Annotated in this window: 26 protein-coding genes; 15 read left to right on the top strand and 11 right to left on the bottom strand. The window is 63.4% G+C overall.

Going from position 1 to position 22,521, the window contains the following annotated elements; translation table 11 throughout:
- Positions 1-145: 145 nt before the first annotated feature.
- The 3 genes from lepA to NLY42_RS31785 form a co-directional block, all read right to left on the bottom strand.
- Positions 146-1,951 carry a translation elongation factor 4 gene (gene lepA / locus NLY42_RS07345; protein WP_023673259.1) on the bottom strand — a complete coding sequence of 602 codons (1,806 nt, stop codon included), beginning with the start codon at positions 1,949-1,951 and terminating at the stop codon, positions 146-148.
- A gap of 139 nt (positions 1,952-2,090) precedes the next feature.
- Positions 2,091-2,366 carry an endonuclease domain-containing protein gene (locus tag NLY42_RS07340; protein WP_348528089.1) on the bottom strand — a complete coding sequence of 92 codons (276 nt, stop codon included), beginning with the start codon at positions 2,364-2,366 and terminating at the stop codon, positions 2,091-2,093.
- Positions 2,287-2,463 (bottom strand): endonuclease domain-containing protein, encoded by a 177-nt coding sequence (locus NLY42_RS31785; RefSeq protein ID WP_348528088.1) that lies wholly within the window; start codon positions 2,461-2,463, stop codon positions 2,287-2,289. The genes NLY42_RS07340 and NLY42_RS31785 overlap by 80 nt, the downstream gene beginning before the upstream one ends.
- 194 nt (positions 2,464-2,657) lie before the next feature.
- Here NLY42_RS31785 and NLY42_RS07335 point away from each other — a divergent pair, with 194 nt between their 5' ends.
- The 3 genes from NLY42_RS07335 to msrA all read left to right on the top strand — a co-directional run bounded on the left by NLY42_RS07335 (position 2,658) and on the right by msrA (position 4,560).
- On the top strand, positions 2,658-3,359 hold the full coding sequence (locus NLY42_RS07335; protein WP_023755324.1) for a DUF1223 domain-containing protein: 702 nt from the start codon (positions 2,658-2,660) through the stop codon (positions 3,357-3,359).
- Between the two features lie 79 nt (positions 3,360-3,438).
- Positions 3,439-3,723, top strand: a complete 285-nt coding sequence (locus tag NLY42_RS07330) for a hypothetical protein (protein WP_023755325.1) — start codon at positions 3,439-3,441, stop codon at positions 3,721-3,723.
- 111 nt (positions 3,724-3,834) lie between these two features.
- Positions 3,835-4,560 (top strand): peptide-methionine (S)-S-oxide reductase MsrA, encoded by a 726-nt coding sequence (gene msrA / locus NLY42_RS07325; protein ID WP_023710365.1) that lies wholly within the window; start codon positions 3,835-3,837, stop codon positions 4,558-4,560.
- A gap of 246 nt (positions 4,561-4,806) precedes the next feature.
- Here the strand turns inward: msrA and NLY42_RS07320 are convergent, their stop codons facing one another.
- Both NLY42_RS07320 and NLY42_RS07315 read right to left on the bottom strand, forming a co-directional pair.
- A complete protein-coding gene (locus tag NLY42_RS07320; protein WP_023755326.1) occupies positions 4,807-5,811 on the bottom strand; it encodes a cytochrome d ubiquinol oxidase subunit II in 1,005 nt (334 codons plus the stop codon).
- Positions 5,812-5,919: 108 nt separating this feature from the next.
- Complete coding sequence (locus NLY42_RS07315) at positions 5,920-7,281, bottom strand: cytochrome ubiquinol oxidase subunit I (RefSeq protein WP_023755327.1); 1,362 nt, start codon at positions 7,279-7,281, stop codon at positions 5,920-5,922.
- A gap of 270 nt (positions 7,282-7,551) precedes the next feature.
- On the opposite strand from NLY42_RS07315, the gene NLY42_RS07310 reads away from it, so the two are divergent.
- Both NLY42_RS07310 and NLY42_RS07305 read left to right on the top strand, forming a co-directional pair.
- The gene (locus NLY42_RS07310) at positions 7,552-8,478 is read left to right on the top strand and encodes an ABC transporter ATP-binding protein (RefSeq protein WP_023748239.1); all 927 of its coding nucleotides are present in this window, start codon (positions 7,552-7,554) and stop codon (positions 8,476-8,478) included.
- A complete protein-coding gene (locus tag NLY42_RS07305; RefSeq protein ID WP_023736973.1) occupies positions 8,475-9,236 on the top strand; it encodes an ABC transporter permease in 762 nt (253 codons plus the stop codon). The genes NLY42_RS07310 and NLY42_RS07305 overlap by 4 nt, the downstream gene beginning before the upstream one ends.
- 94 nt (positions 9,237-9,330) lie before the next feature.
- Here the strand turns inward: NLY42_RS07305 and NLY42_RS07300 are convergent, their stop codons facing one another.
- Positions 9,331-10,362, bottom strand: a complete 1,032-nt coding sequence (locus NLY42_RS07300) for a phosphatidylglycerol lysyltransferase domain-containing protein (RefSeq protein WP_023748240.1) — start codon at positions 10,360-10,362, stop codon at positions 9,331-9,333.
- A 288-nt stretch (positions 10,363-10,650) separates the two neighbouring features.
- Here NLY42_RS07300 and NLY42_RS07295 point away from each other — a divergent pair, with 288 nt between their 5' ends.
- The 3 genes from NLY42_RS07295 to NLY42_RS07285 all read left to right on the top strand — a co-directional run bounded on the left by NLY42_RS07295 (position 10,651) and on the right by NLY42_RS07285 (position 13,241).
- Positions 10,651-11,685, top strand: coding sequence for a flavin-containing monooxygenase (locus NLY42_RS07295; RefSeq protein WP_245263573.1), 1,035 nt, complete (start codon positions 10,651-10,653; stop codon positions 11,683-11,685).
- A gap of 393 nt (positions 11,686-12,078) precedes the next feature.
- A complete protein-coding gene (locus NLY42_RS07290) occupies positions 12,079-12,564 on the top strand; it encodes a MarR family winged helix-turn-helix transcriptional regulator (RefSeq protein WP_023755328.1) in 486 nt (161 codons plus the stop codon).
- Positions 12,561-13,241 carry a GNAT family N-acetyltransferase gene (locus NLY42_RS07285; protein ID WP_023755329.1) on the top strand — a complete coding sequence of 227 codons (681 nt, stop codon included), beginning with the start codon at positions 12,561-12,563 and terminating at the stop codon, positions 13,239-13,241. The genes NLY42_RS07290 and NLY42_RS07285 overlap by 4 nt, the downstream gene beginning before the upstream one ends.
- A gap of 79 nt (positions 13,242-13,320) precedes the next feature.
- On the opposite strand, the gene NLY42_RS07280 is transcribed toward NLY42_RS07285, so the two are convergent.
- Entirely contained in the window at positions 13,321-13,545 is a 225-nt protein-coding gene (locus tag NLY42_RS07280) for a hypothetical protein (RefSeq protein ID WP_023687518.1), read from the bottom strand.
- A 230-nt stretch (positions 13,546-13,775) separates the two neighbouring features.
- Between NLY42_RS07280 and NLY42_RS07275 the strand changes: the two genes are divergently transcribed.
- Positions 13,776-14,117 carry a hypothetical protein gene (locus tag NLY42_RS07275; protein ID WP_023673273.1) on the top strand — a complete coding sequence of 114 codons (342 nt, stop codon included), beginning with the start codon at positions 13,776-13,778 and terminating at the stop codon, positions 14,115-14,117.
- Positions 14,118-14,121: 4 nt separating this feature from the next.
- The gene (locus NLY42_RS07270; RefSeq protein ID WP_023687516.1) at positions 14,122-14,832 is read left to right on the top strand and encodes a phosphatase PAP2 family protein; all 711 of its coding nucleotides are present in this window, start codon (positions 14,122-14,124) and stop codon (positions 14,830-14,832) included.
- Positions 14,833-14,848: 16 nt separating this feature from the next.
- Here NLY42_RS07270 and NLY42_RS07265 read toward each other — a convergent pair whose 3' ends face one another.
- A complete protein-coding gene (locus tag NLY42_RS07265; protein ID WP_023755330.1) occupies positions 14,849-15,040 on the bottom strand; it encodes a hypothetical protein in 192 nt (63 codons plus the stop codon).
- A 79-nt stretch (positions 15,041-15,119) separates the two neighbouring features.
- Between NLY42_RS07265 and NLY42_RS07260 the strand changes: the two genes are divergently transcribed.
- The gene (locus NLY42_RS07260; RefSeq protein ID WP_023673276.1) at positions 15,120-15,389 is read left to right on the top strand and encodes a helix-turn-helix domain-containing protein; all 270 of its coding nucleotides are present in this window, start codon (positions 15,120-15,122) and stop codon (positions 15,387-15,389) included.
- A gap of 79 nt (positions 15,390-15,468) precedes the next feature.
- The gene (locus NLY42_RS07255; protein WP_023755331.1) at positions 15,469-17,190 is read left to right on the top strand and encodes a SulP family inorganic anion transporter; all 1,722 of its coding nucleotides are present in this window, start codon (positions 15,469-15,471) and stop codon (positions 17,188-17,190) included.
- Between the two features lie 18 nt (positions 17,191-17,208).
- On the opposite strand, the gene NLY42_RS07250 is transcribed toward NLY42_RS07255, so the two are convergent.
- Positions 17,209-18,066, bottom strand: coding sequence for an NHL repeat-containing protein (locus NLY42_RS07250; protein WP_023755332.1), 858 nt, complete (start codon positions 18,064-18,066; stop codon positions 17,209-17,211).
- A 115-nt stretch (positions 18,067-18,181) separates the two neighbouring features.
- On the opposite strand from NLY42_RS07250, the gene NLY42_RS07245 reads away from it, so the two are divergent.
- Positions 18,182-18,982, top strand: coding sequence for a helix-turn-helix domain-containing protein (locus NLY42_RS07245; RefSeq protein ID WP_023739823.1), 801 nt, complete (start codon positions 18,182-18,184; stop codon positions 18,980-18,982).
- A gap of 116 nt (positions 18,983-19,098) precedes the next feature.
- Complete coding sequence (locus NLY42_RS07240) at positions 19,099-20,475, top strand: adenylate/guanylate cyclase domain-containing protein (protein WP_023755333.1); 1,377 nt, start codon at positions 19,099-19,101, stop codon at positions 20,473-20,475.
- A gap of 142 nt (positions 20,476-20,617) precedes the next feature.
- On the opposite strand, the gene NLY42_RS07235 is transcribed toward NLY42_RS07240, so the two are convergent.
- Positions 20,618-20,914: a YciI family protein gene (locus NLY42_RS07235; RefSeq protein ID WP_023703852.1), complete on the bottom strand. Its 297-nt coding sequence runs from the start codon at positions 20,912-20,914 to the stop codon at positions 20,618-20,620.
- A gap of 64 nt (positions 20,915-20,978) precedes the next feature.
- Complete coding sequence (locus NLY42_RS07230; RefSeq protein ID WP_031244752.1) at positions 20,979-21,806, bottom strand: oxidoreductase; 828 nt, start codon at positions 21,804-21,806, stop codon at positions 20,979-20,981.
- Positions 21,807-21,929: 123 nt separating this feature from the next.
- On the opposite strand from NLY42_RS07230, the gene NLY42_RS07225 reads away from it, so the two are divergent.
- On the top strand, positions 21,930-22,520 hold the full coding sequence (locus tag NLY42_RS07225) for a TetR/AcrR family transcriptional regulator (RefSeq protein WP_023755334.1): 591 nt from the start codon (positions 21,930-21,932) through the stop codon (positions 22,518-22,520).
- Position 22,521: the final 1 nt, after the last annotated feature.

Genomic DNA, 22,521 nt, shown 5'->3' with positions numbered 1-22,521 from the left:
CATCGCTACAATCACCCGTTAAATAATCGGCTAACCGCACTGCCGCAAACCCCGGGGTGGAACCCGCTGCCTTCGGCAGCTCCCACCCGGACTTGCGCTCGCATCGACCCACCGGCTCGATGCGTCCGGCCAGAGGCCGGACCGCTTAATCCCCCATCTTCAGCGCCTGGATAAACGCCTCCTGCGGGATATCCACCTTCCCAAACTGCCGCATCCGCTTCTTGCCCTCTTTCTGCTTGTCCAGCAGCTTGCGCTTGCGCGAGACGTCGCCGCCGTAGCACTTCGCGGTCACGTCCTTGCGCAGCGCCGAGATGGTTTCGCGGGCGATGACCTTGCCGCCGATGGCGGCCTGGATCGGGATCTTGAACAGATGGTTCGGGATCAGCTCCTTGAGCTTCTCGCACATCTGGCGGCCGCGCTTTTCCGCCGCCGTGCGGTGGACCAGCATGGACAGCGCGTCGACCGGCTCTTCATTGACCAGGATCGACATCTTCACCAGATCGCCTTCCTTGTAGTCGGTCAGATGATAGTCGAAGGAGGCGTAGCCCTTGGAGATCGACTTCAGCCGGTCGTAGAAGTCGAACACGACTTCGTTGAGCGGCAGGTCGTAGATCAGCATGGCGCGCTTGCCGACATAGGACAGGTCGGCCTGGATGCCGCGCCGGTCCTGGCAAAGCTTCAATATGCCGCCGAGATAATCGTCAGGGGTCAGGATGGTGGCGCGGATCCACGGCTCCTCGATGGCTGAGATCTTCACCACGTCGGGCATGTCGGCGGGGTTGTGCAGTTCCTTGACCGAGCCGTCATTGAGCAGCAGCCGGTAGACGACGCTCGGCGCCGTGGCAATGAGGTCGAGGTTGAACTCGCGTTCCAGCCGCTCCTGGATGATTTCCAGGTGCAGCAGACCGAGGAAGCCGCAGCGATAGCCGAAGCCGAGCGCGGCACTGGTCTCCATTTCATAGGAGAAGCTGGCGTCGTTGAGGCGCAGTTTGCCGACGGCGGCGCGCAGATCCTCGAAATCGGCGGCGTCGACCGGGAACAGGCCGCAAAACACCACCGGCTGCGCCGGCTTGAAGCCGGGCAGCGCATGCGCCGTCTGGCGCTTGTCCTCGGTGATGGTGTCGCCGACGCGGGTGTCGGCCACTTCCTTGATCGAGCCGGTGAAGAAACCGAACTCGCCGGGGCCGAGCTCGTCGACATTGATGCGGGCGGGCGTGAACACGCCGGTGCGCTCGACCAGATGCTTTGCGCCGGTGCCCATCATGCGGATGGTCGCGCCCTTCTTCAGCACGCCGTCGATGATGCGCACCAGCACGATGACGCCGAGATAGGCGTCGTACCAGCTGTCGACCAGCATGGCTTTCAGGGGTGCCGACGCATCGCCTTCGCGCGGCGGCGGCAATTGGTGGACGATGGCCTCCAGCACATCGGGAATGCCGAGGCCGGTCTTGGCCGAGATCAGCACGGCGTTGGAGGCGTCGATGCCGATGACCTCCTCGACCTGCTCGCGGATGCGCTCGGGCTCGGCGGCCGGCAGGTCGACCTTGTTCAGCACCACGACGATCTCGTGGTTGTTGTCGATGGCCTGGTAGACATTGGCCAGCGTCTGCGCCTCGACGCCTTGGCTGGCGTCGACGACCAGCAGCGAACCCTCGCAGGCGGCGAGCGAGCGCGACACTTCATAGGCGAAGTCGACATGGCCGGGCGTGTCGATGAGGTTGAGGATATAGTCCTCGCCATTGTTGGCGCGGTATTTCAGCCGCACCGTCTGCGCCTTGATGGTGATGCCGCGCTCGCGCTCGATGTCCATCGAGTCCAGCACCTGCTCCTTCATGTCGCGCAGCTCCAGCCCGCCGGTGGACTGGATCAGCCGGTCGGCAAGCGTGGATTTGCCATGGTCGATATGGGCGACGATGGAGAAATTGCGGATGTGGTCGAGAGGCGTGCTCATGGCGCGCGCTTTAGCAGGGGCGGGTTGCAGGGGCAAGCGGGGTGGCGGTGCCCTTGCCTTCTCCCCTTGTGGGAGAAGGTGGATCGGCGCGCAGCGCCGAGACGGATGAGGGGTGTTCCAGCTTGACGCCGGCGTTCTTTCACCGCCATGGCTGCAAACTGACATCCCTTACATAAGCGATTATCGTGGTGCAGACGCTGTCCATGTCTTTCAGGACATCGTCGTTCCAAAAGCGCAACACACGAAAGCCTCTCGCCTCCAGTTCCGTTCTACGGGCCTGGTCTGACTCTGAGTCCGCATGCTGACTCCCATCGATCTCGATGATGAGGAGTGATTCAAGACAAAGCGAAATCGGCGACGTATTTTCCAACAGGAACTTGGCGCCGAAATTTGATCCGATCGAGCCTGCGGTCACGTAGTTCGTGCCACAGTTTGTCTTCCGCCTCCGTCATTTCACGTCGGAGCGAACGGGCAAAGTTTCGTTTGGCAGGAGCGACGGGCTGATGTGGCATGACGTTAGATTAACCAACGTCTCACTCCGCTGGAACACCCCTCATCCGTCTCGGCGCTTCGCGCCGATCCACCTTCTCCCACAAGGGGAGAAGGCAACGACGCGTCCGCCCCCAATCACGAAGCGGTGAACCATGTAACGAAGCCTCGGGCAGCGACGAAGTGTGGGATGAACCCGCCGCAACGGAGACCCCCGATGACTGGACTTAACCCAAAACGCGCCGGCATGCTGGCTGCCGCAGGCGCGGCGCTGATGATGCTTGGCGGCACCGCCTTCGCCCAGCCGCTCACCGTGGTCGAATTGTTCACCAGCCAGGGCTGTTCGTCTTGCCCGCCGGCCAATGCCAACCTGATCAAGGTCAAGGACCAGCCGGGCGTTCTGGCGCTGTCGTTCAACGTCACCTACTGGGACTATCTCGGCTGGAAAGACATTTTCGGCCGCGAGGAATTTACCCAGCGCCAGGTGCGCTATGAGCCGTCGCTCGGCCGCTCCGGCCCGTTCACGCCGCAGGTGGTGGTCAATGGCGGTGCCGATGCGGTGGGCGCGGCATCAGGCGAGATCGAGCAGCTGATTTCCGCAAGTGGCCGCACGAACGGGCCGACGCTGTCGCTCGACGGCGGCAAGATCAGCATCGGCGCCGGTTCCGCGCCGGCCGGCCGCGCCGATGTCTGGCTGGTCCGCTACAACAAGGGCGTCGTCGAAGTGCCGGTGGCGCGCGGCGAGAACACCGGCCGCACGCTGCCGCATGCCAATGTCGTGCACTCGCTGGAGAAACTCGGCAGCTGGAGCGGCGACGCCACCACGCTGCCGCTGCCGGCGGCAAGCGGCGGGCTGAGCACCGCGGTGCTGGTGCAGTCGCCGGGTGGCGGGCCGATCCTGGCTGCAGCCGCCGACTGATTCTTTTTCTACGCAACGCCGCTAGCGCGGCATAACCGGGCTCGCATCCGCGCGCCCTCTTCAAGGAGGAAATACCATCATGACCAAGACCCTGACCGCGCTCGCCCTTGCGCTTTCGATGACCGGCTTCGCCGCCGGCGCCCGTGCCGACGAAGCGACCAACGCCATGAAGCCGGCGATGGCCACCGATGCGATGAAGCCCGTGACCGATGCCATGGCGCCGGCGACCGGTGCCATGAAGCCCGCCGACCCAATGGCGACGAATGCAATGAAACCCGCCACCGACGCCATGAAGCCGGCCGATGCGATGAAGCCCGCAACGGATGCGATGAAGCCGGCGGACGCCATGGCGCCCGCGCAATAAGGCTTGGTCCCATGGCCCGGCCGCACAATGGCCGGGCCGGCGCACGGCAATTTGAGAAACCAGGCGGGACGTTCTGTCGTATAGTCTTCGCCACCATCAAGGAGATCAGACATGACCGGCATTGCAAGGACGAGAACGCCGATCTTCAAGAGCGCGCTTGCCGCGCTCATCGTCGCCGCCGCCGCGGCTGCCTTCTGGCAGAGCCCGGCGCGCTCGGCCGAGGACGCGGTGGTGATCCCGCCGCCGGCAGTGGACGAGAAGGCCGCCAGCGGCAGCGAGAAGGCTATCTTCGCCGGCGGCTGCTTCTGGGGCGTGCAGGGCGTGTTCCAGCACGTCAAGGGCGTGACCAAGGCCGTCTCCGGCTACACCGGCGGCGCCAAGGATGACGCCGTCTACGAAACGGTGGGCAGCGGCCGCACCGGCCACGCCGAATCGGTCGAGATCACCTACGATCCGTCCAAGGTGACGTACGGCCAGCTGCTGCAGGTCTATTTCTCGGTCGCCCACAACCCGACGCAGTTGAACTTCCAGGGCCCCGACTCGGGCACCCAGTACCGCTCGACCATCTTTGCCGAGAACGATGCGCAGCAGAAGATCGCCCAGAGCTACATCGCCCAGCTCGACCAGGCGAAGGTGTTTGCCAAGCCCATCGTCACCACGCTGGAGACGGGCAAAACCTTCTATCCGGCCGAGGAATATCACCAGGACTTTTTGACGCTGAACCCGACCTACCCCTACATCGTCTACAACGACCTGCCCAAGGTGGCGAATTTGAAGGCGCTGTTCCCGGGGTTGTACAGCGAGAAGCCGGTGCTGGTGCTGGCGGGGAAGAGCTGAGGGGCGATAGGACTTGGCCGGACGCAGAGAGCGGCGACGCCCTACCTGAGACGCCAGCGGGACAGCACCCCGCTCTGCCCTTCCGGGCATCTCCCCCTCAAGGGGTGAGATTGGCAGCGTCGCTGACGGTGCTCATCTTGCAAGGTTGGCGAAGGCCGCAGTGAGGAGCTGATCTCCCCCCTTGAGGGGGAGATGGCCGTCAGGCCAGAGGGGGGTGCCTCGCGCAAACCGCGATTAGAGAGCCCTTCAATCATACGTCAGATCCGTCGCCTTCCCGCCAAACACCCGATACGCATAGAACGAATAGAAGATGATCACCGGCAACACGACGACCGTGCCGGCGAGGATGATGGCCAGGCTTTCCGTCGCCGACGCCGCCTGCCAGATGGTCAGCCTGTCGGGCACCACGAAAGGATAGAACGACCAGGCAAGCCCGGCAAAGCCGAGCGCGAAGATGGCGGCGAGCGTCAGGAACGGCCGCAGCGCGTGGCGATCGTCGGGCTTGGGCAGATGGAAGGTCTGCCGCCACAGCCACAGGAACAGCAGCGCCGACAGGATCGGCAGCGGCGACAGATAGAGCATTTCGGGCCAGACGAACCATTTGGCGAAAATGCGCGGACTGGCGAATGGGGTCGCCAGCGACACCGCCGCCATGCCGAGCGCGGTCAGCACCAGGGCCGTGCGCAGCCAGGCCACCGCCTTCCTCTGCAAATCGCCCTCGGTCTTGTAGATGACCCAGGCCGCGCCCATCGCTGCATAGGCCGCCGACAGGCAGAGCGCCACCAGCGCGCCGAAAGCGATGCCGCCAAAGCCGACATCGAGGCCAAGCACATAGACGCCGAGCATATAGCCTTGCGCCAGCGAGGCGATGACGGAACCGAGGAAGAAAATGCGGTTCCAGCGGTGCTTCTTGCCGGCGGGCACCTTGGCGCGGAAATCGAAGGCGACGCCGCGCAGGATGAGGCCAACCAAAAGCACGAAGACCGGAATGTAGAGCGCGGTGAGGATGACGCCATGCGCCAACGGAAAGGCGACCAGGAGCAGGCCGACGGCCAGCACCAGCCAGGTCTCGTTGGCATCCCAGAACGGGCCTATTGCCGCGATCATGGTGTCCTGCTCGGCATCTTCGGCGACCGAGAACAGGATGCCGATGCCGAGATCGAAACCGTCGAGAATGACGTAGATCAGGATGGCGAGGCCCATCAGGCCGGCGAAGATCAGGGGCAGCGCGGTTGGCCAGTCGAAGCTCATCGGTCTGTCATCCCTCTCATCAACGGTTCTGCCCTTCGCTATGGCTCCGGGCGTTCGTCATTCGAAAAGCCAAATCGTTGGCTTTTCGTCCGCTACGCGGACCATTCCTCACTCCGCTGCGGCCGGTTGCGACATCGCCGTCTTCATGACGCCCGGCAGCGGCGAGGTATCGCCGTCCTTGGCGGCCTTCAGCGCCAGGTGCACCAGCACGCCAAGATAGGCGATCAGCAGCAGCACATAGAGGAGGAGATAGATGGCGAGCGTCAGCGCGACATGGCTGCCGGCGACCGGGCCGATAGCGTCGGCGGTTTTCAGCACGCCGGTGACCAGCCAGGGCTGGCGGCCGATTTCGGTGGTGTACCAGCCGGCCAGCGTCGCCAGCCAGCCCGACAGCGCCATCGGCACCATCAGCATGGCCAGCGGCCTCGGCAGGCTGTGGCGGCGCTTGAGGAAGAAGGTCGCCGACCACGAGACGATGAGCATCAAAATGCCGGTGCCGACCATGATGCGGAAGCCCCAGAACACCGGGAACACCGGCGGGTGCAGGCCGGGATAGTCGTTGAGCCCCGGCACGATACCGCTGGTGGCGTGGCGCAGCACCAGGCTGGCGCCGTCGGGAATGGCGATCTCGAATTTGTTTTCCTTCGCCGCCTCGTCGGGCAGCGCAAACAGCACCAGCGGCACGTTGGGGCCGGTGTTCCAGTTCGCCTCCATGGCGGCGATCTTCTGCGGCTGGTGCTCCAGCGTATTCAGCCCGTGCTGGTCGCCAGCAAAGATCTGGATCGGGATCAGGATGGCGGCGGTGAAGACGCCGGTGCGCAGCGCCTTCCACATCGATTCCGACCGGTCGCCGGTGAGGTAGCGCAGCGCCGACAGGCCGGCGATCAGGAACGACACCGTCAGGCCGGAGGCAAGCAGCATATGCGTCAGACGGTAGGGCATGGACGGGTTGAAGACGATCGCCCACCAGTCGACGGGATGCGCCTTGCCGTCGATCATCTCGAAGCCGGCCGGCGTCTGCATCCAGGAGTTCAGCGCAATGATCCAGAAGGCTGACAGCGTGGTGCCGCCGGCGACCAATACCGTCGCCAGCGTGTGGACGCGGTTGGAGACGCGGCGGAACCCGAACAGCATGATGCCGAGGAAGGCCGCTTCGAGGAAGAAGGCGGTGAGGATCTCGTAGGCAAGCAGCGGCCCGGCGATGTTGCCTACATGCTCCATATAGCCCGGCCAGTTGGTGCCGAACTGGAAGCTCATGGTGACGCCCGAGACCACGCCCATGGCGAAGGACAGCGCGAACACTTTCACCCAGGTGAAATAAGCGCGCATCCAGGCGGAATCATTGGTGGCGTTGTAGCGGAGCTTGAAGAACAGCAGCACCCAGCCAAGCGCAATCGTGATGGTCGGAAACAGGATGTGGAACGAGATATTCGCCCCGAACTGCATTCGCGACAGGATGAGCGGGTCCATGCGGGCTCCGGCTGCTGTTTGTTGGCGCAGAATAGGCGGCGGATGCGGTCCGGTCAAAGCGGCTTGGCGTCACGCGGGGCGCGTTGTCGCAGCAGATGGGATCAAACCGTCAGCGCCCCGACACCCCCATGACGAAACGGCAAAAGGGGAACGTTTGTCCACAATTGTCAGCAGCGGCATTGACTTCCGAGCCTGCGCACCGACATTCAGCGCAATAATAATCCCCGCCTCTTTCAAACAGTCGTTTTCGGCCACATGTCTTCCACGAATTTGCCTTCCATCATTTCGATTTCCGGGGTCACCAAGACCTACGCCACCGGCTTCAAGGCGCTGAAGGAAATCAACCTCGACATCGAACGCGGCGAGATTTTCGCGCTGCTGGGGCCGAACGGCGCCGGCAAGACGACGCTGATCTCGATCGTCTGCGGCATCGTCAACCGTTCGTCGGGAACGGTGACCGTCGACGGCCACGACATCAACCGAGACTACCGCGCGGCGCGCAGCCTGATCGGGCTGGTGCCGCAGGAGCTGACCATCGACGCGTTCGAGAGCGTCTGGGCAACCGTCACCTACAGCCGCGGCCTGTTTGGCAGGCCGCCCAATCCGGGCTTCGTCGAAAAGGTGCTGCGCGACCTGTCGTTGTGGGACAAGAAGGACGCCAAGGCGATCACGCTGTCGGGCGGCATGAAGCGGCGGCTGATGATTGCAAAGGCGCTCTCGCATGAGCCGCGCATCCTGTTCCTCGACGAACCCACGGCCGGCGTCGACGTCGAACTGCGCCAGGACATGTGGGCGATGGTGCGACGGCTGCGCGACGACGGCGTCACCATCATCCTCACCACGCACTATATCGAAGAGGCCGAGGCGATGGCCGACCGTGTCGGCGTCATCAACCGCGGCGAGATCATCCTGGTCGAGGGCAAGGCCGAACTGATGCGCAAGCTCGGCCGCAAGCGCCTGATCGTGGAATTGCGCAACCCGCTCCCCGCCATTCCCGGTGCATTCTCGCACTACGCGTTGGAGCTGTCGGACGATGGCACACAGCTGACCTACACCTATGACAACCAGAGCGAACGCCCCGGCGTCGCATCGCTGCTGCGCGAACTCGAGACAGCAGGCATCCAGTTCCGCGACATGGACACGCAAAACAGCTCGCTCGAGGAGATCTTCGTCAATCTGTTGAGGCAAGAGCCATGAATTGGCGAGCAGTATGGGCGATCTACCGGGTCGAGATGGCGCGTGCGTTCCGCACCGTGCTGCAGAGCATCGTCTCGCCGGTGATCTCGACATCGCTTTATTTCGTCGTCTTCGGCTCGGCCATCGGCTCGCGCATCACCGAGATCGACGGCATCAGCTACGGCGCCTTCATCGTGCCCGGCCTGATCATGCTCTCACTGTTGACGCAGTCGATCTCCAACGCCTCCTTTGCCATCTATTTCCCGAAATTCGTCGGCTCCATCTACGAGCTCTTGTCGGCGCCGGTGTCGTATCTGGAGATCGTCATCGCCTACGTCGGCGGCGCCGCGACCAAGTCGATCATCCTCGGCTTGATCATCCTGGCGACGGCCTCGCTGTTCGTGCCGCTCACCATCCAGCATCCGTTCTGGATGCTGGCCTTCCTTGTCTTGACGGCGGTGACCTTCAGCCTGTTCGGCTTCATCATCGGCATCTGGGCGAAAAGCTTCGAGCAATTGCAGCTGGTGCCGCTGTTGATCATCACGCCGCTGACCTTCCTCGGCGGCAGCTTCTATTCGATCAACATGCTGCCCGAGACCTGGCGCACGGTGACGCTGTTCAACCCGGTCGTCTACCTGATCAGCGGTTTCCGCTGGAGCTTTTACGGCAAGTCCGATGTCTCGGTCGCCGTCAGCCTCGGCATGACGGTCGTGTTCCTCGCCATCTGCATCACCATCGTCGCCTGGATCTTCCGCACCGGCTACCGGCTGCGCAACTGACCCTGCCACTCTAAATCAGGCGATCGCCCATGCGCCGGTCAAATCAACAGTTTTCCTGGGGGCAAATTGGCCACGTTGGCCGCCACGCTTCTTGCTAGATCGCCTTGATGAGGCGCAGCAACCCCAGCATCTCGATCAGCCTGCCCTCGCGGAAGGCGATGTAGGTCGGTTCTTCGACGCCATGGAAGCGGCGCTTGAACGCCGCCTGGCCCTTGAGGTTGAACTTGCTGCGGTTGACCCAGGGCGACTCATAGGCCCGCTCGAAGGCGTTGCGCCAGAAGCTCGATTCGGCAAAGCTGTTGGCTCCGACATCGAGCATCGGCGACAGGCCGAGCGTGACGACCGAAATGCCCTCATTGCGAAACCGGTCGACGGCGAATTTGGTCAGCCCGATTTCGGCATGCGGCGAGGCATCGATGTGCTTGCGCTTGAACGAGGTGGTATAGCCGATCACCTTGCCATCCCGGAACATCGGATCGAAATCGAGCAGAGCGACGAGCTCGCCTTCCGGGCTGTAGAGCACGAAACGGCGCATATCGATGCCGAGATGATCGGCAAAGGGGCGGTTGAGGAACGCCATCTCCCAGCGCTTGACGATGCGGTCGGCCCGCCAGTTCTGTGACAGGCGCTGGACCTCGTCGAGATAGACCGCTCCTTCGCCAAAGGAAAACCCCTTCTTCAAGAGCCAGCGTTCGGAATAGCGCACGGTTTCGTTGCGCTTGCCGGAAAAATCGTGAGCCGGCAGCTCCAGCCGCGTGTCGACGCCGAGGCGGTTGACCTGGTAGCCAAGCCCTGCCAGAACGCGCGCCGTCGGTTCGCCGATCTGCACGAACCACGGGCTGTCGGCGGCTTCGACAAAGCGCCTGATATAGTCGGGCCGATCGGCCGGATGGGCGACCGGGTCACCGAGCGCGAAATGGTGCTTCATCTTGGTGCCGAAGGCGATGTAGCCGTCGGCGTCGCCGAAATAGGACAGTTTTTGCTGCACGGCGGTCGAATAGGCCAGCGAGAAGTCGCCGTGCTGGCGGACAAGCGCCAGCCGCTCGACATGCGAAAAATCCTGGCGCGGCACCTTGGCTGCGGCGCCCTCCAGCAGTCTGTCGAGAAAGATGCGCAAGGAGGGCATGGTCGAGCTTCCGCGTGCCGATGATAAACAGAGGCTTGCCCCCAAGGCCTCGAATCAGTCGCATTGACGCGACCTCATTATCGATCATATCGCCCCTGTGCCATATGGGACGTGCCATATAGGACGGGTCCCCATGGCGCACCTGAAAGGAAATCTCGACCGAATGGCGGCTACGACAAGCGAAACGATGCCTATCGTCCTGGGGCCGAAAGGACCCGACTATACGGTTATCGTCATCGGCGCCGGAGCGGCGGGGCTGGCGGCCGCCGGCGCGGCGTGCGGGTCGTCGTGCTTGAAAAGGAGCCGCGGATCGCCGAACCGTGGCGACGGCGGCACGAGAAGCTGACCCTAAACACGCATCGCGCGCTGTCGACCCTGCCCGGCCTTGCCTATCCGCCCCGCACCGCCGCCTTTCCGAACAAGGATGCCATCATCGGTTATCTCGAGGATTTTGCCCGCGCGCGCGGCATAAGGGTCGAATTCGGCACCGCCGTCGAGCGGATCGAACGCAGAGGCAATGGCTGGCTCGTCCATACGGGCCGGGAAACGCTGAGCGCCCGCAATGTCATCGTCGCCACCGGCCGCGACCGCTTGCCATGGACGCCGGACTGGCAAGGCAAGGCGATTTTCACCGGCAAACTTAGCCACGCCGCCGATTTCGGCACAGCACAGGACTATGTGGGCAAAAGCGTGCTGGTGGTCGGGGCCGGAAATTCCGGCTTCGACGTGCTCAACCACCTCGCCCGTGCCGACACCAAGGCCATCTGGTTGTCAGCCAGGCAGGGTCCGTCGCTGATGCCGAAACGGATCGGCAAGGTCGCCGTGGCGCGCTTCGGCGGTTTCATGGCGATGCTGCCGACGTGGATTGCCGATGCCGCGATTGCCGCGACGCAGCGGCTGGTGTTCGGCGACCTCGCCCGCTTCGGCCTGCCGCCGGCGCCGAAAGGCGGCGCCAGCCGGCTCGGCGTCGAGCAGATCGCGATCGCCGTTGACGACGGCGCGGTTGCCGCGCTGAAGGCCGGATGGATTTCGGTGGTGGCGCCGGTGGCGGCTTTCGAAGGCGCCGGCGTGCGGCTGAACGACGGCACGGTGCTCGAGCCGGATGTGGTAATCGCGGCAACCGGCTATCGCACCGGCCTGGAGGCCATGCTGGGCGATCTCGGCGTGCTCGACGCCAAGGGCGTGCCGAAGGCCAATGGCGGCACCCCGAGCGGCCAGCCCGGCCTGTGGTTCATCGGCATGCGGCCAAGCCTGACCAGCTATTTTCACAGCGCCGGCCTGCAGGCCGAAGCGATTGCCCGTCAGATCGCCAAGGGGTTGTAGACGAGCGCTTCTGGACGGAGAACCACCGCGCACTTCGGGCTGCTGCTATGGCGCGGACTAGTGGTTCAACGCATCTGCAAGACGGATCGAATATCCTGGCGATTGGCTGAAACGCCGATCCCGTCGTCATCCACGGGCGAAGCAAGGAGCGTAGCGACGGCGCAGACCCGAGGATCCATGCCGTGACTTCTGAACTACGCTGCGTTGCAGGTTCTGCTCCGCTGCTTCCACGGCCAAGGCATGATCCCTGGGTCTCCGCGACGGAGCTTCGCTCCTGCTTCGCCCAAGGACGACGAAGTTGAGATGCTTGCGGCCAACCTCCAAAGCAGGCGCTTGAACTCGTTCATTGCTTTGTTATATAAGATGTTATAGTTATCCAACAGACGGACACCCATGGAAGACATCATTCGATCCCTTGGCTACCTCACCCTCGGCAGCAGGCTGAAGCGCATCGGCGAGCAGTTGCAGGCCGATACGCAGCGCATGCTCGATGGGCTGGAGGTGCCGGTGCAGTCCAGCCAGTATCCTCTGCTGGCCGCGCTGGACCGGCTCGGGCCGCTGCCTGTCGGCGAACTGGCGCAGTCACTGGGGATCACCCAGCCGGGGGTGACGCGCAGCGTGGCGCTGCTGGCCGAGTTGGGGCTGGTCGAGGCCGCGCCATCGAACGACGACCAGCGCCGCAGGATGATCTCGCTGACCGCGAAGGGCCAGCGCCTGGTCGATAAGGCGAAGAGGGACGTTTGGCCGCGCATCGAGGACGCCGTTGCCGACTTGTGCAAAGGCCTTGCAGGGCCGCTTCTCGAACAACTCTCGGCAATAGAGGACGGCCTGGCCGCGGCCCCGCTCGACCGTCGTGTGAAACAGGATGCTGCGCCATGAGCCATGTCCTCGATCGTCCGGTCTGGAGCGCGCTCGACACGCGGCATCGGATCTTTGCGTATGGCGACAGGCTCGCCAGGCGCTATCCCTCCTCAATCGTCCCCTTCGCGGCTTCCGGGGCAGACGGCGCTGAGAGCCTGCAGGCGCTCGCAAGCCTCATTCCTGCAGGTGAGAGCGTGTTCATGCTCCAGGCGGACCCCATTGCCTTGCCGCCGGAACTGACCGCGACCGTGACCGCCTTCGGCGTTCAGATGGTTGCCGAGGCGCCATTGCCTTCCGTGTCGGACGAGCGTGTGCAGCATCTGACGCAGGACGACGCGGCCGAGATGCTTGCTTTGGCGTCACTGACCAAGCCCGGCCCGTTCACGCTCAAGGCGCTGAGCCTCGGCGAGTTCTGGGGCGTGAAGATCGGCGGCCGGCTGGCGGCGATGGCCGGCGAGCGCATGAAGCAGCCCGGCTACAGCGAACTCAGCGGCGTCTGCTCGCATCCCGAATTTCGCGGCAGCGGCCTCGGCCGGCTGCTGTCGGTGTTCGTGGCCAACCGAATTTTTGCGCGCGGCGAAGTTCCCTACCTGCATGCCTATGCCAGCAATGCCGGCGCGGTCCGGTTGTACGAGTCCATCGGCTTCAGGCTGAGGGCAGAGATGAATGTGGCCGTCGTGCAGCGCGCCGGCTAGAGGCCTTTGTTTTTTACCCAATTCCGGACGGAAACCGCTTCACACTTTTCTGGAATTGCTCCAGGCCGCCTTGCAGGCCTCAGGCTGATTTCGGCTCCAACCGGCGGAAACCCACGGTTTCCATAAGCATATCTTCCTCGACCATGCCGGCATTGTGCAGCGCAAGCAGGTTCAGCGCGATCTCCCGCGCATCCGCGGAATCGGGATGCACGTCGCGCCTGCGGCAGGCTTCGTCGAACACGCGTTGCAGCCTGGCGATGTCGTCGGGTTTCAGCAGGCCACGGTCATAGACGGACTTTGGCATCGCAGTCTCCTCCAGAAGACGTAGGACGCCATGTTTAAAAGTCCATTCTTTTCCAATGCTTGAGCGCAGCTGCCTGGGTTTGCACGAATCCGACCGAGCGTGGCAGTCAGACCGCGATCGCGCTGCCATTCATTCAGCACCTCGGCCGTGGCCTGTTCCGCCGCAGTCTGCTTGACGTGCCGCCACGCTTGCGAAACAAGGGCTGCCACAAACGACAGCGAGGCACAAAAGTGAGTTTCTGGGGACTGGCGCAGCTCGTCGTTTCGACGGTGATTTTCCTGCTGGCGGCAATCGCGGCCAAGCAATGGGGGCTGGCGCCAAGCCTTGGCAAGATCGTGCTGACACTGGCGCTGTATACGGCGGGCAATCTGATGATGCTGCGGCTGGTTCGTGAGTTCGGCATGTCGGTGTCGTTCAGCCTGTCGGCGGTGATCCAGCTGGTGGCGGTCAATGTGGTGGCGCTGGTGTTCTTCGGCGAACGCGTCAATGCCTTGCAAGCGACCGGCATCGTGCTGGCCATCGCGGCGGTGGTGCTGATCTCGCTCGGGCCTTACCTGCAGGGGCGACTGTAATCCGATGAAGACCCCGCGTGCGTTCACCAACTGGCTTGAATTTCCGGTGCTGCTGGCCGGGCTGGTGATAGCCGCCGGGCTGTGGGGCTTCGAGGAACTGATGGAGGTGGCGCGGGCCACCACGCCGCACGCTTTCGATACTGAGATCCTGCTCGCTTTCCGAAAAGTGGGTCAGCCGGATGTTCCCGTCGGCCCGGCATGGCTGGAAGGCGCGATGCGCGACATCACCAGCCTCGGCAGCTCCAGCGTGCTGGTGCTGATCGTAACGGCGGTGATCGTCTACCTCCTGCTGATCCGCAGGCCGAGGACGGCGCTGCTGATCTTTGTCGCGGTGGCCGGCGGGCAGCTGCTGTCGACCTTGCTCAAGGCCGGCATCGACCGGCCGCGCCCCGATCTTGTCTCGCACCTGGCCAACGAGACGTCGCTGTCGTTTCCCAGCGGCCACGCCATGCTGTCGGCGGTGACCTATCTCACGCTGGGCTCGCTGGCAGCGCGCTTCCTGCCGGGACGAACGACGAAAATCTATGTCCTCAGCCTGGCGGTGCTGGTAACGCTGCTGGTCGGCGTCAGCCGCGTCTATCTCGGCGTCCACTGGCCTTCCGACGTGCTGGCGGGATGGTGCGCCGGCTTCACCTGGGCGACGCTGTGCTGGCTGGCGGCGCGAATGCTGCAGCGGAACAAGGCGGTGGCCGATGGCAACGAGCCCGAAGACTGACGATCCGGAGCGACATTCAAATCAGCCGGTTGATCAGCCCGTGTCCGCAGCCTGCCAGCAGAAAAACCGCCGACAGCAAGGCTGCCGACGTCGTCAAGGTCCTGAAAATATTCAACTGATATTTCCCCGCCAGTAAGAGCCAAGGCGGTAGCGTAGCATGCTCATCCCGTATCCCGCCATCCGGCTTTGTGGAGAGATCATGTTTCATGCATGCTTTATGATGGTTGAAACATCACTATGATTGTATTACACGTCGTCTCCGCAGACTCAGACGGGGGTTCCGACCGATGATCACTGCCGCCCAGATGCGCGCCGCGAGGGCGCTGGCCGGCATCGATCAGAAGACGCTCGCCGAGCGTGCCGGCGTTTCGCTTCCGACAATCCAGCGCATGGAAGCGAGTGACGGCGTGGTCAGGGGTGTGGTCGATACGCTGATGAAGGTTATCCAGGCTCTCGACGAGGCCGGGGTGGAGCTCATCGGCGAGAACCAGACCAGCGAGCGCGGCGGCCGGGGCGTGCGCCTCAAGCCGGTCGCGCCGCCGAACCCGCAAGGCTGAGCCGGCATATAGTCGCGACGGCGACCGCCGACAGTCCTGCCGACGATCCCGCCGCCTTCACGCAAGCGGAAGGCAGTCCATGGATCAGATCCGGCGGGCAGTGCATCAACCGGCCCAGAAGTCGGCAAAGCCGACATTTTCAGAGCTGTTCACGCCCAAGCTGGTGACGGTCTGGCGCGAAGGTTACCGCCTGCCGCAGTTCAAGGCCGACTTCATGGCCGGGCTGACCGTCGCTATTGTCGCGTTGCCGCTGTCGATGGCGATTGCGATTGCTTCGGGCGTGACGCCGGAGCGCGGCCTGTTCACGGCCATTGTCGGCGGCTTCATCGTCTCGGCGCTCGGCGGCAGCCGCTTCCAGATCGGCGGCCCGGCCGGCGCCTTCATCGTGCTGGTGGCGGCGACGGTGCAGCGCGAAGGCGTCGACGGACTGCTGCTGGCGACGATGATGGCCGGCATTTTCCTGCTCGCCATCGGCTATCTCCGGCTCGGAACCTATATCAAATTCATCCCTTACCCGGTGACGGTCGGCTTCACCGCCGGCATCGCAGTCATCATCTTCTCCGGCCAGATCGTCGAACTGTTCGGGCTGAGGCTTGCCGGGCCGGAGCCCGGGCCGCTGCTGCCGAAGCTGATGGCGATCGGCCACGCGGCCGGCACGCTCAATATCTCGGCAACGCTGGTGGCGGCGCTGACCATCGCCACCATCGTCGGGGTGAAGCGCTGGCGGCCCGGCTGGCCGGGCATGCTGATCGCCGTCGGACTGGCCTCCCTTGTCGTGGCGCTGCTTTCGCTGCCGGCGGAAACGATCGGCACCCGCTATGGCGGCATTCCGCGCAGCCTGCCGTTGCCGGCACTGCCGGCACTCAACCTCGACAAGGCGCTTGCGGTGCTGCCGGATGCGGTGGCTTTTGCGCTGCTCGGCGCCATCGAATCGCTGCTCTCGGCCGTGGTCGCCGATGGCATGACCGGGCGGCGTCACCGTTCCAATTGCGAACTGGTGGCGCAAGGCTTTGCCAACATCGCGTCTGCCCTGTTCGGCGGCATCTGCACCACCGGCACCATCGCCCGCACCGCCACCAATGTGCGGGCCGGCGCGCATGGGCCGGTTTCCGGCATGCTGCATTCGCTTTTTCTGCTGGTCTTCATGCTGGTGGCCGCACCGCTGGCCAGCTACATCCCGCTTGCCGCCCTTGCGGGTGTGCTGGCGGTTGTCTGCTGGAACATGTTCGAGAAGCAGGCCTTCGCCACGTTGCTGCGCGCTTCGCGCGGCGACGCCCTGGTGCTGATGGCAACCTTCCTGATCGTCGTCTTCCGCGACCTCACCGAAGGCATCGTCGTCGGTTTCGCGCTAGGCTCGATCCTGTTCATCGACCGCATGGCCAAGTCGATCGCCGTGGAGGCGGATTTGCCGCTGGTGCAGGACGATGTCGCCGACAGCAGCGGCCGCGCCTACGATGCAAGCGAGGCAAGCGACGCCGACACCGTCGTCTATCGCATCTCCGGCGCCTTCTTCTTCGGCGCCGCCTCGACTGTCGGCACGGTGCTCGACCGCATCGCCGACCAGCGCAAGAACTTCATCCTCGACTGTTCGGCGGTGCCGTTCTTCGATTCCACCGCGGCCAATGTCATCGAGGGCGCGGCGCACAAGGCGAAGCGCGCAGGAGTGCGTTTCATCATCGCCGGTGCCTCGCCGCAGACACGGCGCATGCTGATCAACCACGGCGTCAAGCGCCCGCTGGTGACCTTTGCCGCTTCGATCAAGGATGCGCGGGCGCAACTCAAAGCCGCGCCCGTTGGCTGAGCCGGCAAATGTGCGCCGTCAGTCCAGGCTCAGCACCACGATCTCGCCCTCGTTCATCAGCGGCACGAAAATCCGCGTGCCGTCTGTGCCGATATCGGCGCTGCCCGGCTTGAACTGCTCTACAGCCTCCGGCGCCTCGCCGACTTTGTACCGATAGAGCGTGCCGGTCATGAAGGCGGTGGCGTAGATGCTGTCGCCGATGGCGACGACGCCGTCGAGGTCGGCAAAGTTTTGTGCGCCAGGCAGCGGCGTCACGGCTTTCGTCGCGAGATCGACCGACAGCAGGCCCCCGGGCGCGGCAGTGCTGAAGTCCGGCTTGATGCCCTTGCCCCAGGACGCCACGATCAGCCGATCGCGATCGGCAAAGATGCCGTTGGGTGCGGCGAGCTTCGCATCCTTCACGAACAGGTCCGGCTTGTCGCCGTCAATGCGGTAGATCGCATCGGCCAGCATGTCGGTGACATAAACCTTGCCCGAACTGTCCGATGTCACGTCATTGAGGAAAACGGCGCCGGGCACATCGATCGTCGAGATGAGCTTGCCGCTGGCGAGATCGACGATGCGCACCTTGGTGATGTCGGCGACGTAGAGCTTGCCGCCGGAGATCGCCGAGCCCTTCGGTGCATCCATGCCGGCGGTCCAGTGCCGGCTAACGACCTTGCCGTCCAGCGATAGCACCGAGAGATAGCCGTTGCCGTCGGCTTCACCGGGATTGCCGACGATGTTGGAGACGATGATGCGGTGGTTGGCGGCATCGAACAGCGCCGATTCCGGTTGCTCGAAGCCCGAGGCGCGCCAGAGTTCGGCGGCCTCGGCCGCAGGCACGAGCGCGATAGCGAAGGCGGCGAGACAAATAAAGGGGATGAGGGTTTTCATGGCCAGGTCTCCTGTGATGGATGGCGGAGAGCTAGGAGTTCCGATACTTTTCCGGAAGGACGATTCGAGCTAGTATCGGAAGCCGATACGAAATGGCGCAAAAGAGGTGCATCCCATGAACGGCCTGATCTTCGAGGCGCTGAAGCGGACGCTGAAGGCCAAGGGCGTCACCTATCGTGAGCTAGCCGGGCGGATGGGCGTTTCCGAGCCGACGGTGAAGCGCATCTTCCACGAGCGCAACTGCAAGCTCGACCGTCTCGTCGGGATCTGCGCTGCCGCCGGCGTCGAGCTGGAAAACGTGCTGGGGTCGATGAACCGGGGGCCGGGACCGGTCAACCGCATCGCGCCGGAGGTCGAGCGCAAGCTTGCCGGCCGGCCGGCGTTGCTGTTCATCTTCGTCATGCTGTCGGAGAAATTTACGCCCGAGGGCGTCATGCGCTCGCAAGGCTTGAGCGAAGCGTCGATGTTCCTCTATCTGCGCGATCTCGAAGCGCTCGGCCTCATTGCGCTGGGCAGCGGGTTGTCGGCACGGCTGCTGGTCGACACACCGATCCAGTGGAATTTCGAGGGGCCGCTCAGGCCGCTATTCGAGATGACAAACAAGAATTTCATCGGCTGGGCGATCACCCATCTGGAGCGGGAAGCGACCTTCGTCTCTTTCTCCAGGCGGATGCGGCCGGAGACGGCGGAGATGGTGAAGCGCGAGGCGGAGGAACTGGCCGAGCGCGCCAAACTGCTCGCCCATCACGACCAGCACACGACGCCGGAAGACGGGCTGACCGGCTACAAATGGACATTTGCTTTTGGCGCAACCCCGTTTCCGGCGATCATGCCGATCGGCCCGCACCCCAGGGATGCCGGTGCGTCCGACCGGCCCACCGCTCCGGCAAAGGGACGCCGCCCGTTGCCGGCTTGACGCGCCAGCCGCGTTTCAAAAACGAAACCATGATAGAGTTCGCGCGCTGATTTGCCAGACTGTACGGGGCGGGTTTGCCGAATGCGTGACCGTCCCCGCAAAATCGAAGTGATCCTATGCCGACCGCGCCAACACTTGAACTTCGCCGCTATTCGCGCCTGAAAAATTTGCGGGAGCGCGCAGAACGCCAGGGTGCTGCATTGCAGTTCTGGGCGCGCACGGCATCGCTCGCCGTGATCTCCTGCTTCTTTTCCTTGATCAGCCGCTGGGATGCCTCGCTGCTCTTCGTGCTGGCGGGCCTAGCGCTGTTCCAGCTCGTCGGCCTGATCCAGTTTCGCTTTGCGCGCCGTCGCAACGCGCCATGGTGGATCGGTTACCTCGTCGGTACGCTGGACATCATTCTGTTGACCGTTCTGCTGGTAACGCCCAACCCGTTTTCCCTCGAGGTCGCGCCGGCTGCGATGCAACTGCGCGAGGGCAGCTTCAAATTCCTGCTGATTTTCGTATGCCTTGGCGCGCTGACCCTTTCGACGCGATTGGCGCTCTATCTCGGCGCGCTCGCGGCCTTGACGTGGACGATCGGGGTGGGATGGGTGGTTTTGCATGCGGGAACCGTCATTCCGGCAACGAACCTCTATTCGCTGCCGATGACAGAGCGACTGAATCTCTATCTCAACCCCAATTTCGTCGATACGTTCGCGCAGGCGACCAATGTGTTGGTTGTCCTGATTATCGGCGCGATCATGGCGCTGGTCGTCTCCCGTTCCCGGCATCTGTCGGAAGACTATGTCAAGGCGGAGCGCGCCCGCGCCAATCTCGCCCGGCATTTTTCGCCCAATGTCGTCGACCAGCTCGCCTCGGATGACGAGCCCTTCGGTCCGGTCCGCCGGCAGGATATCGCGGTGCTGTTCGCCGACATCGTCGGCTTCACACACTATTCCGAGGATCATCCGGCCGAAGCAGTGTTCGAACTACTGCGTCAGTTCCACCGTCGCATGGAGCAGGTCGTTTTCGACCACCATGGCACCGTCGACAACTATATCGGCGATTGCATCATGGCGACCTTCGGGGTACCGCAAGCCAGCCATGACGACGCAACCCGGGCCATCCGGTGCGCTGAAGCGATGATCGCCGCTATCGAAGACTGGAATGTCCAGCGTGTGTCCAGGGGATATCCGCCGCTGGACGTTCGGATCGGTGCACAATATGGCGCCGTCGTCCTCGGCGCGGTCGGCAGCGAGCGCAACCTGTCCTTCGCGGTGGTGGGCGACACCGTCAACGTCGCCAGCCGTTTGCAGGCGCTCTGCCGGGAGCTTCAGGCGAATATTTGCTTTGGGTCACGACTGATTGAGGCCGCGAAGGCGGAATCGCTCGGGACACAGCTGAATGCGCGCGATCATGGACCGGTTAGCATCCGCGGCCGGGACGAACCGGTCCATGTCTGGGTCGAACACAGAGCCGAAAACCAGGGCGCTATTGCGGTTTCGGCGTGATGCAGGCCGCCATGTGAGACGCCTGCACCTCGGCAGGATGGACGCCAGAAACCTCGACAGGATCGCGCCCGCCAGCGTGCGCAAAGCTGGCCCGTTCGAGAGCGACTTTCGCTGCCGCATCGATGCGGTTTGGTCGAAATGGTTAGCCGTGCGTTTTCAAATGCAGCATCGGATGGTGTTCGTAGTGCCCGGCGCCATTCTTCACGATCGGGTCCTCCGAGGTGATCGCCTCTATGTCCAGATCATCGGCAATCCGATAGAGCGACACCCCATAACCGCCAGCCGGGTCCATCACGGGGCCGTGCGCGACGATAAGCCTCTTTTCAAGCAGGTCATCCAGGAATGCTCCGTGCTGCTTCATCCACTCTTCCTCATCGGTGGTCATCGTTGCCAGAAAGTCGGAACGCGGCGGAATATATTTGCACAAATAGGACTTCATTCGGCGCTCCTCGGCGAAAGGAGGCTCGCCTGCCGGACTGGCCTGGCGATGCCTTGATTTTAGATCAATCGGCCACGCCCATCTGCTTGCGGAAGCTCTTGTCGAACATGTTTTCGGGCACGAAGCGCCGCATGAAGCGAAGACGGCCTGCCGTTTTGCCAGGCGTATAGCGCATGCTCGGCGTCTTTTCGGTGGCTGCCTGTACCACTTTGTCGGCCACGGCTTCCACCGGATCGCCGCTCGCGATTCTGTTGCGCCAGGTCGAATTCATGGCTGAGCGCCCCTGCTCGTAGACGCCGGAAATCCGGTCAGGCTGTTCGGCGTTCTCTTCCAGTCCGGTGCGGGTGAAGGCGGGCTCGACAAGGGAAACCCTGATGCCGAACGTTCGAAGTTCGTGATCGAGCGACTCGGAATATCCTTCGACTGCGTGTTTGGTGGCGGTGTAGAGGGCGGTGAATGGCCCCGGCAGGAAACCGGACACCGAACTGATGTTGATGATCCGGCCCTCGCCCTGTCTGCGCATGATGGGCAGCACTTCATTGGTCATGCGAACGATGCCGAAGACATTTATGTCGAACAGGCTTTGGGCTTGAGCGACCGATGATTCCTCGGCGCCGCCGATCAGGCTGCGGCCCGCATTGTTTACCAGTACGTCGATCCGGCCGGCGAGGGCGACAACTTGCTTGATGGCGTCTCTGACGGACCCATCATCGGTGACGTCGCAAGGGACCATGTGAATGCCCTGACGCACTTCGTTGGGCGCAGCTCGGCGGCTGGTGCCGAACACGCGATACCCCGCCCGGATGAGCGCAAGTCCGGCCGCATGCCCGATGCCACCCGAAGCGCCGGTGATCAGCGCGATCTCCTCGGCGCGCGACTGAACTTGTGTCATCTCAACTTTCCTGCCTAATGATTATGATCGTAATCATTGGGTGATAATGACCGCCGTAATCATTGTCAAGCGCCTCCGCCACGTCTTATATGTCGATCATCATCAATAGGAGAGGATGCGGTCGTGAAGGTGAGCAAGGAGATGGTCGAGTTAAATCGAGAGCGGGTCATCGATACCGCTGCAAAGCTCTTCCGCGAACAAGGGATCGACGGGATCGGCATTGCCGATCTGATGAGCGCGGCCGGGCTTACCCACGGAGGCTTCTACCGACAATTCAAGTCGAAGGACGACCTCATCGTTCAGGCCATGCAGCGGGCCTTCAGTGACATGAGCGCCGATCTATCCGCCCGGCTCGCTTCGACCGATACTCCGTTGGAGACGCTCGTGCGCCACTACATCTCGGACCATCATCGCGACAATCCGGGGCACGGATGCAGCCTCACCGCACTGGCGGCCGATGCCGCCCGGCACGACGATCCAGCGCTTCGATCGTTCTTCGGAAGCATCGTCAGCAATTATGTCGCGTTGATCATTTCACTCCTGCCGGGAAGCGACCCGGCCGCGAAGCGGAGTGCCGCGATCGCATTCCTAGCGGAAATGGTCGGATCGGTGATCCTCTCCCGCGTCGTGCCCGATCCGACGCTTTCCGCTGAGATCATCGACACTGTCTCGAATGATCTCATAGGGCGCCACTCGCCATCGGCGCCGGTTTGAA

Source organism: Mesorhizobium sp. C372A (assembly GCF_030323245.1).
In the GTDB taxonomy this organism is placed as follows: domain Bacteria; phylum Pseudomonadota; class Alphaproteobacteria; order Rhizobiales; family Rhizobiaceae; genus Mesorhizobium.
The sequence above is the reverse complement of the archived record's forward strand: the minus strand, read 5'-3'. Positions and strand labels throughout refer to the sequence as shown.

Bases quoted from the DNA above. Each gene is read 5' to 3' on its own strand.
- lepA (WP_023673259.1), bottom strand. From the start codon at position 1,951: ATGAGCACGCCTCTCGACCACATCCGCAATTTCTCCATCGTCGCCCAT.
- NLY42_RS31785 (WP_348528088.1), bottom strand. From the start codon at position 2,463: ATGCCACATCAGCCCGTCGCTCCTGCCAAACGAAACTTTGCCCGTTCG.
- NLY42_RS07335 (WP_023755324.1), top strand. From the start codon at position 2,658: ATGACTGGACTTAACCCAAAACGCGCCGGCATGCTGGCTGCCGCAGGC.
- NLY42_RS07330 (WP_023755325.1), top strand. From the start codon at position 3,439: ATGACCAAGACCCTGACCGCGCTCGCCCTTGCGCTTTCGATGACCGGC.
- msrA (WP_023710365.1), top strand. From the start codon at position 3,835: ATGACCGGCATTGCAAGGACGAGAACGCCGATCTTCAAGAGCGCGCTT.
- NLY42_RS07320 (WP_023755326.1), bottom strand. From the start codon at position 5,811: ATGAGCTTCGACTGGCCAACCGCGCTGCCCCTGATCTTCGCCGGCCTG.
- NLY42_RS07315 (WP_023755327.1), bottom strand. From the start codon at position 7,281: ATGGACCCGCTCATCCTGTCGCGAATGCAGTTCGGGGCGAATATCTCG.
- NLY42_RS07305 (WP_023736973.1), top strand. From the start codon at position 8,475: ATGAATTGGCGAGCAGTATGGGCGATCTACCGGGTCGAGATGGCGCGT.
- NLY42_RS07300 (WP_023748240.1), bottom strand. From the start codon at position 10,362: ATGCCCTCCTTGCGCATCTTTCTCGACAGACTGCTGGAGGGCGCCGCA.
- NLY42_RS07290 (WP_023755328.1), top strand. From the start codon at position 12,079: ATGGAAGACATCATTCGATCCCTTGGCTACCTCACCCTCGGCAGCAGG.
- NLY42_RS07285 (WP_023755329.1), top strand. From the start codon at position 12,561: ATGAGCCATGTCCTCGATCGTCCGGTCTGGAGCGCGCTCGACACGCGG.
- NLY42_RS07280 (WP_023687518.1), bottom strand. From the start codon at position 13,545: ATGCCAAAGTCCGTCTATGACCGTGGCCTGCTGAAACCCGACGACATC.
- NLY42_RS07270 (WP_023687516.1), top strand. From the start codon at position 14,122: ATGAAGACCCCGCGTGCGTTCACCAACTGGCTTGAATTTCCGGTGCTG.
- NLY42_RS07265 (WP_023755330.1), bottom strand. From the start codon at position 15,040: ATGAAACATGATCTCTCCACAAAGCCGGATGGCGGGATACGGGATGAG.
- NLY42_RS07260 (WP_023673276.1), top strand. From the start codon at position 15,120: ATGATCACTGCCGCCCAGATGCGCGCCGCGAGGGCGCTGGCCGGCATC.
- NLY42_RS07255 (WP_023755331.1), top strand. From the start codon at position 15,469: ATGGATCAGATCCGGCGGGCAGTGCATCAACCGGCCCAGAAGTCGGCA.
- NLY42_RS07250 (WP_023755332.1), bottom strand. From the start codon at position 18,066: ATGAAAACCCTCATCCCCTTTATTTGTCTCGCCGCCTTCGCTATCGCG.
- NLY42_RS07245 (WP_023739823.1), top strand. From the start codon at position 18,182: ATGAACGGCCTGATCTTCGAGGCGCTGAAGCGGACGCTGAAGGCCAAG.
- NLY42_RS07240 (WP_023755333.1), top strand. From the start codon at position 19,099: ATGCCGACCGCGCCAACACTTGAACTTCGCCGCTATTCGCGCCTGAAA.
- NLY42_RS07235 (WP_023703852.1), bottom strand. From the start codon at position 20,914: ATGAAGTCCTATTTGTGCAAATATATTCCGCCGCGTTCCGACTTTCTG.
- NLY42_RS07230 (WP_031244752.1), bottom strand. From the start codon at position 21,806: ATGACACAAGTTCAGTCGCGCGCCGAGGAGATCGCGCTGATCACCGGC.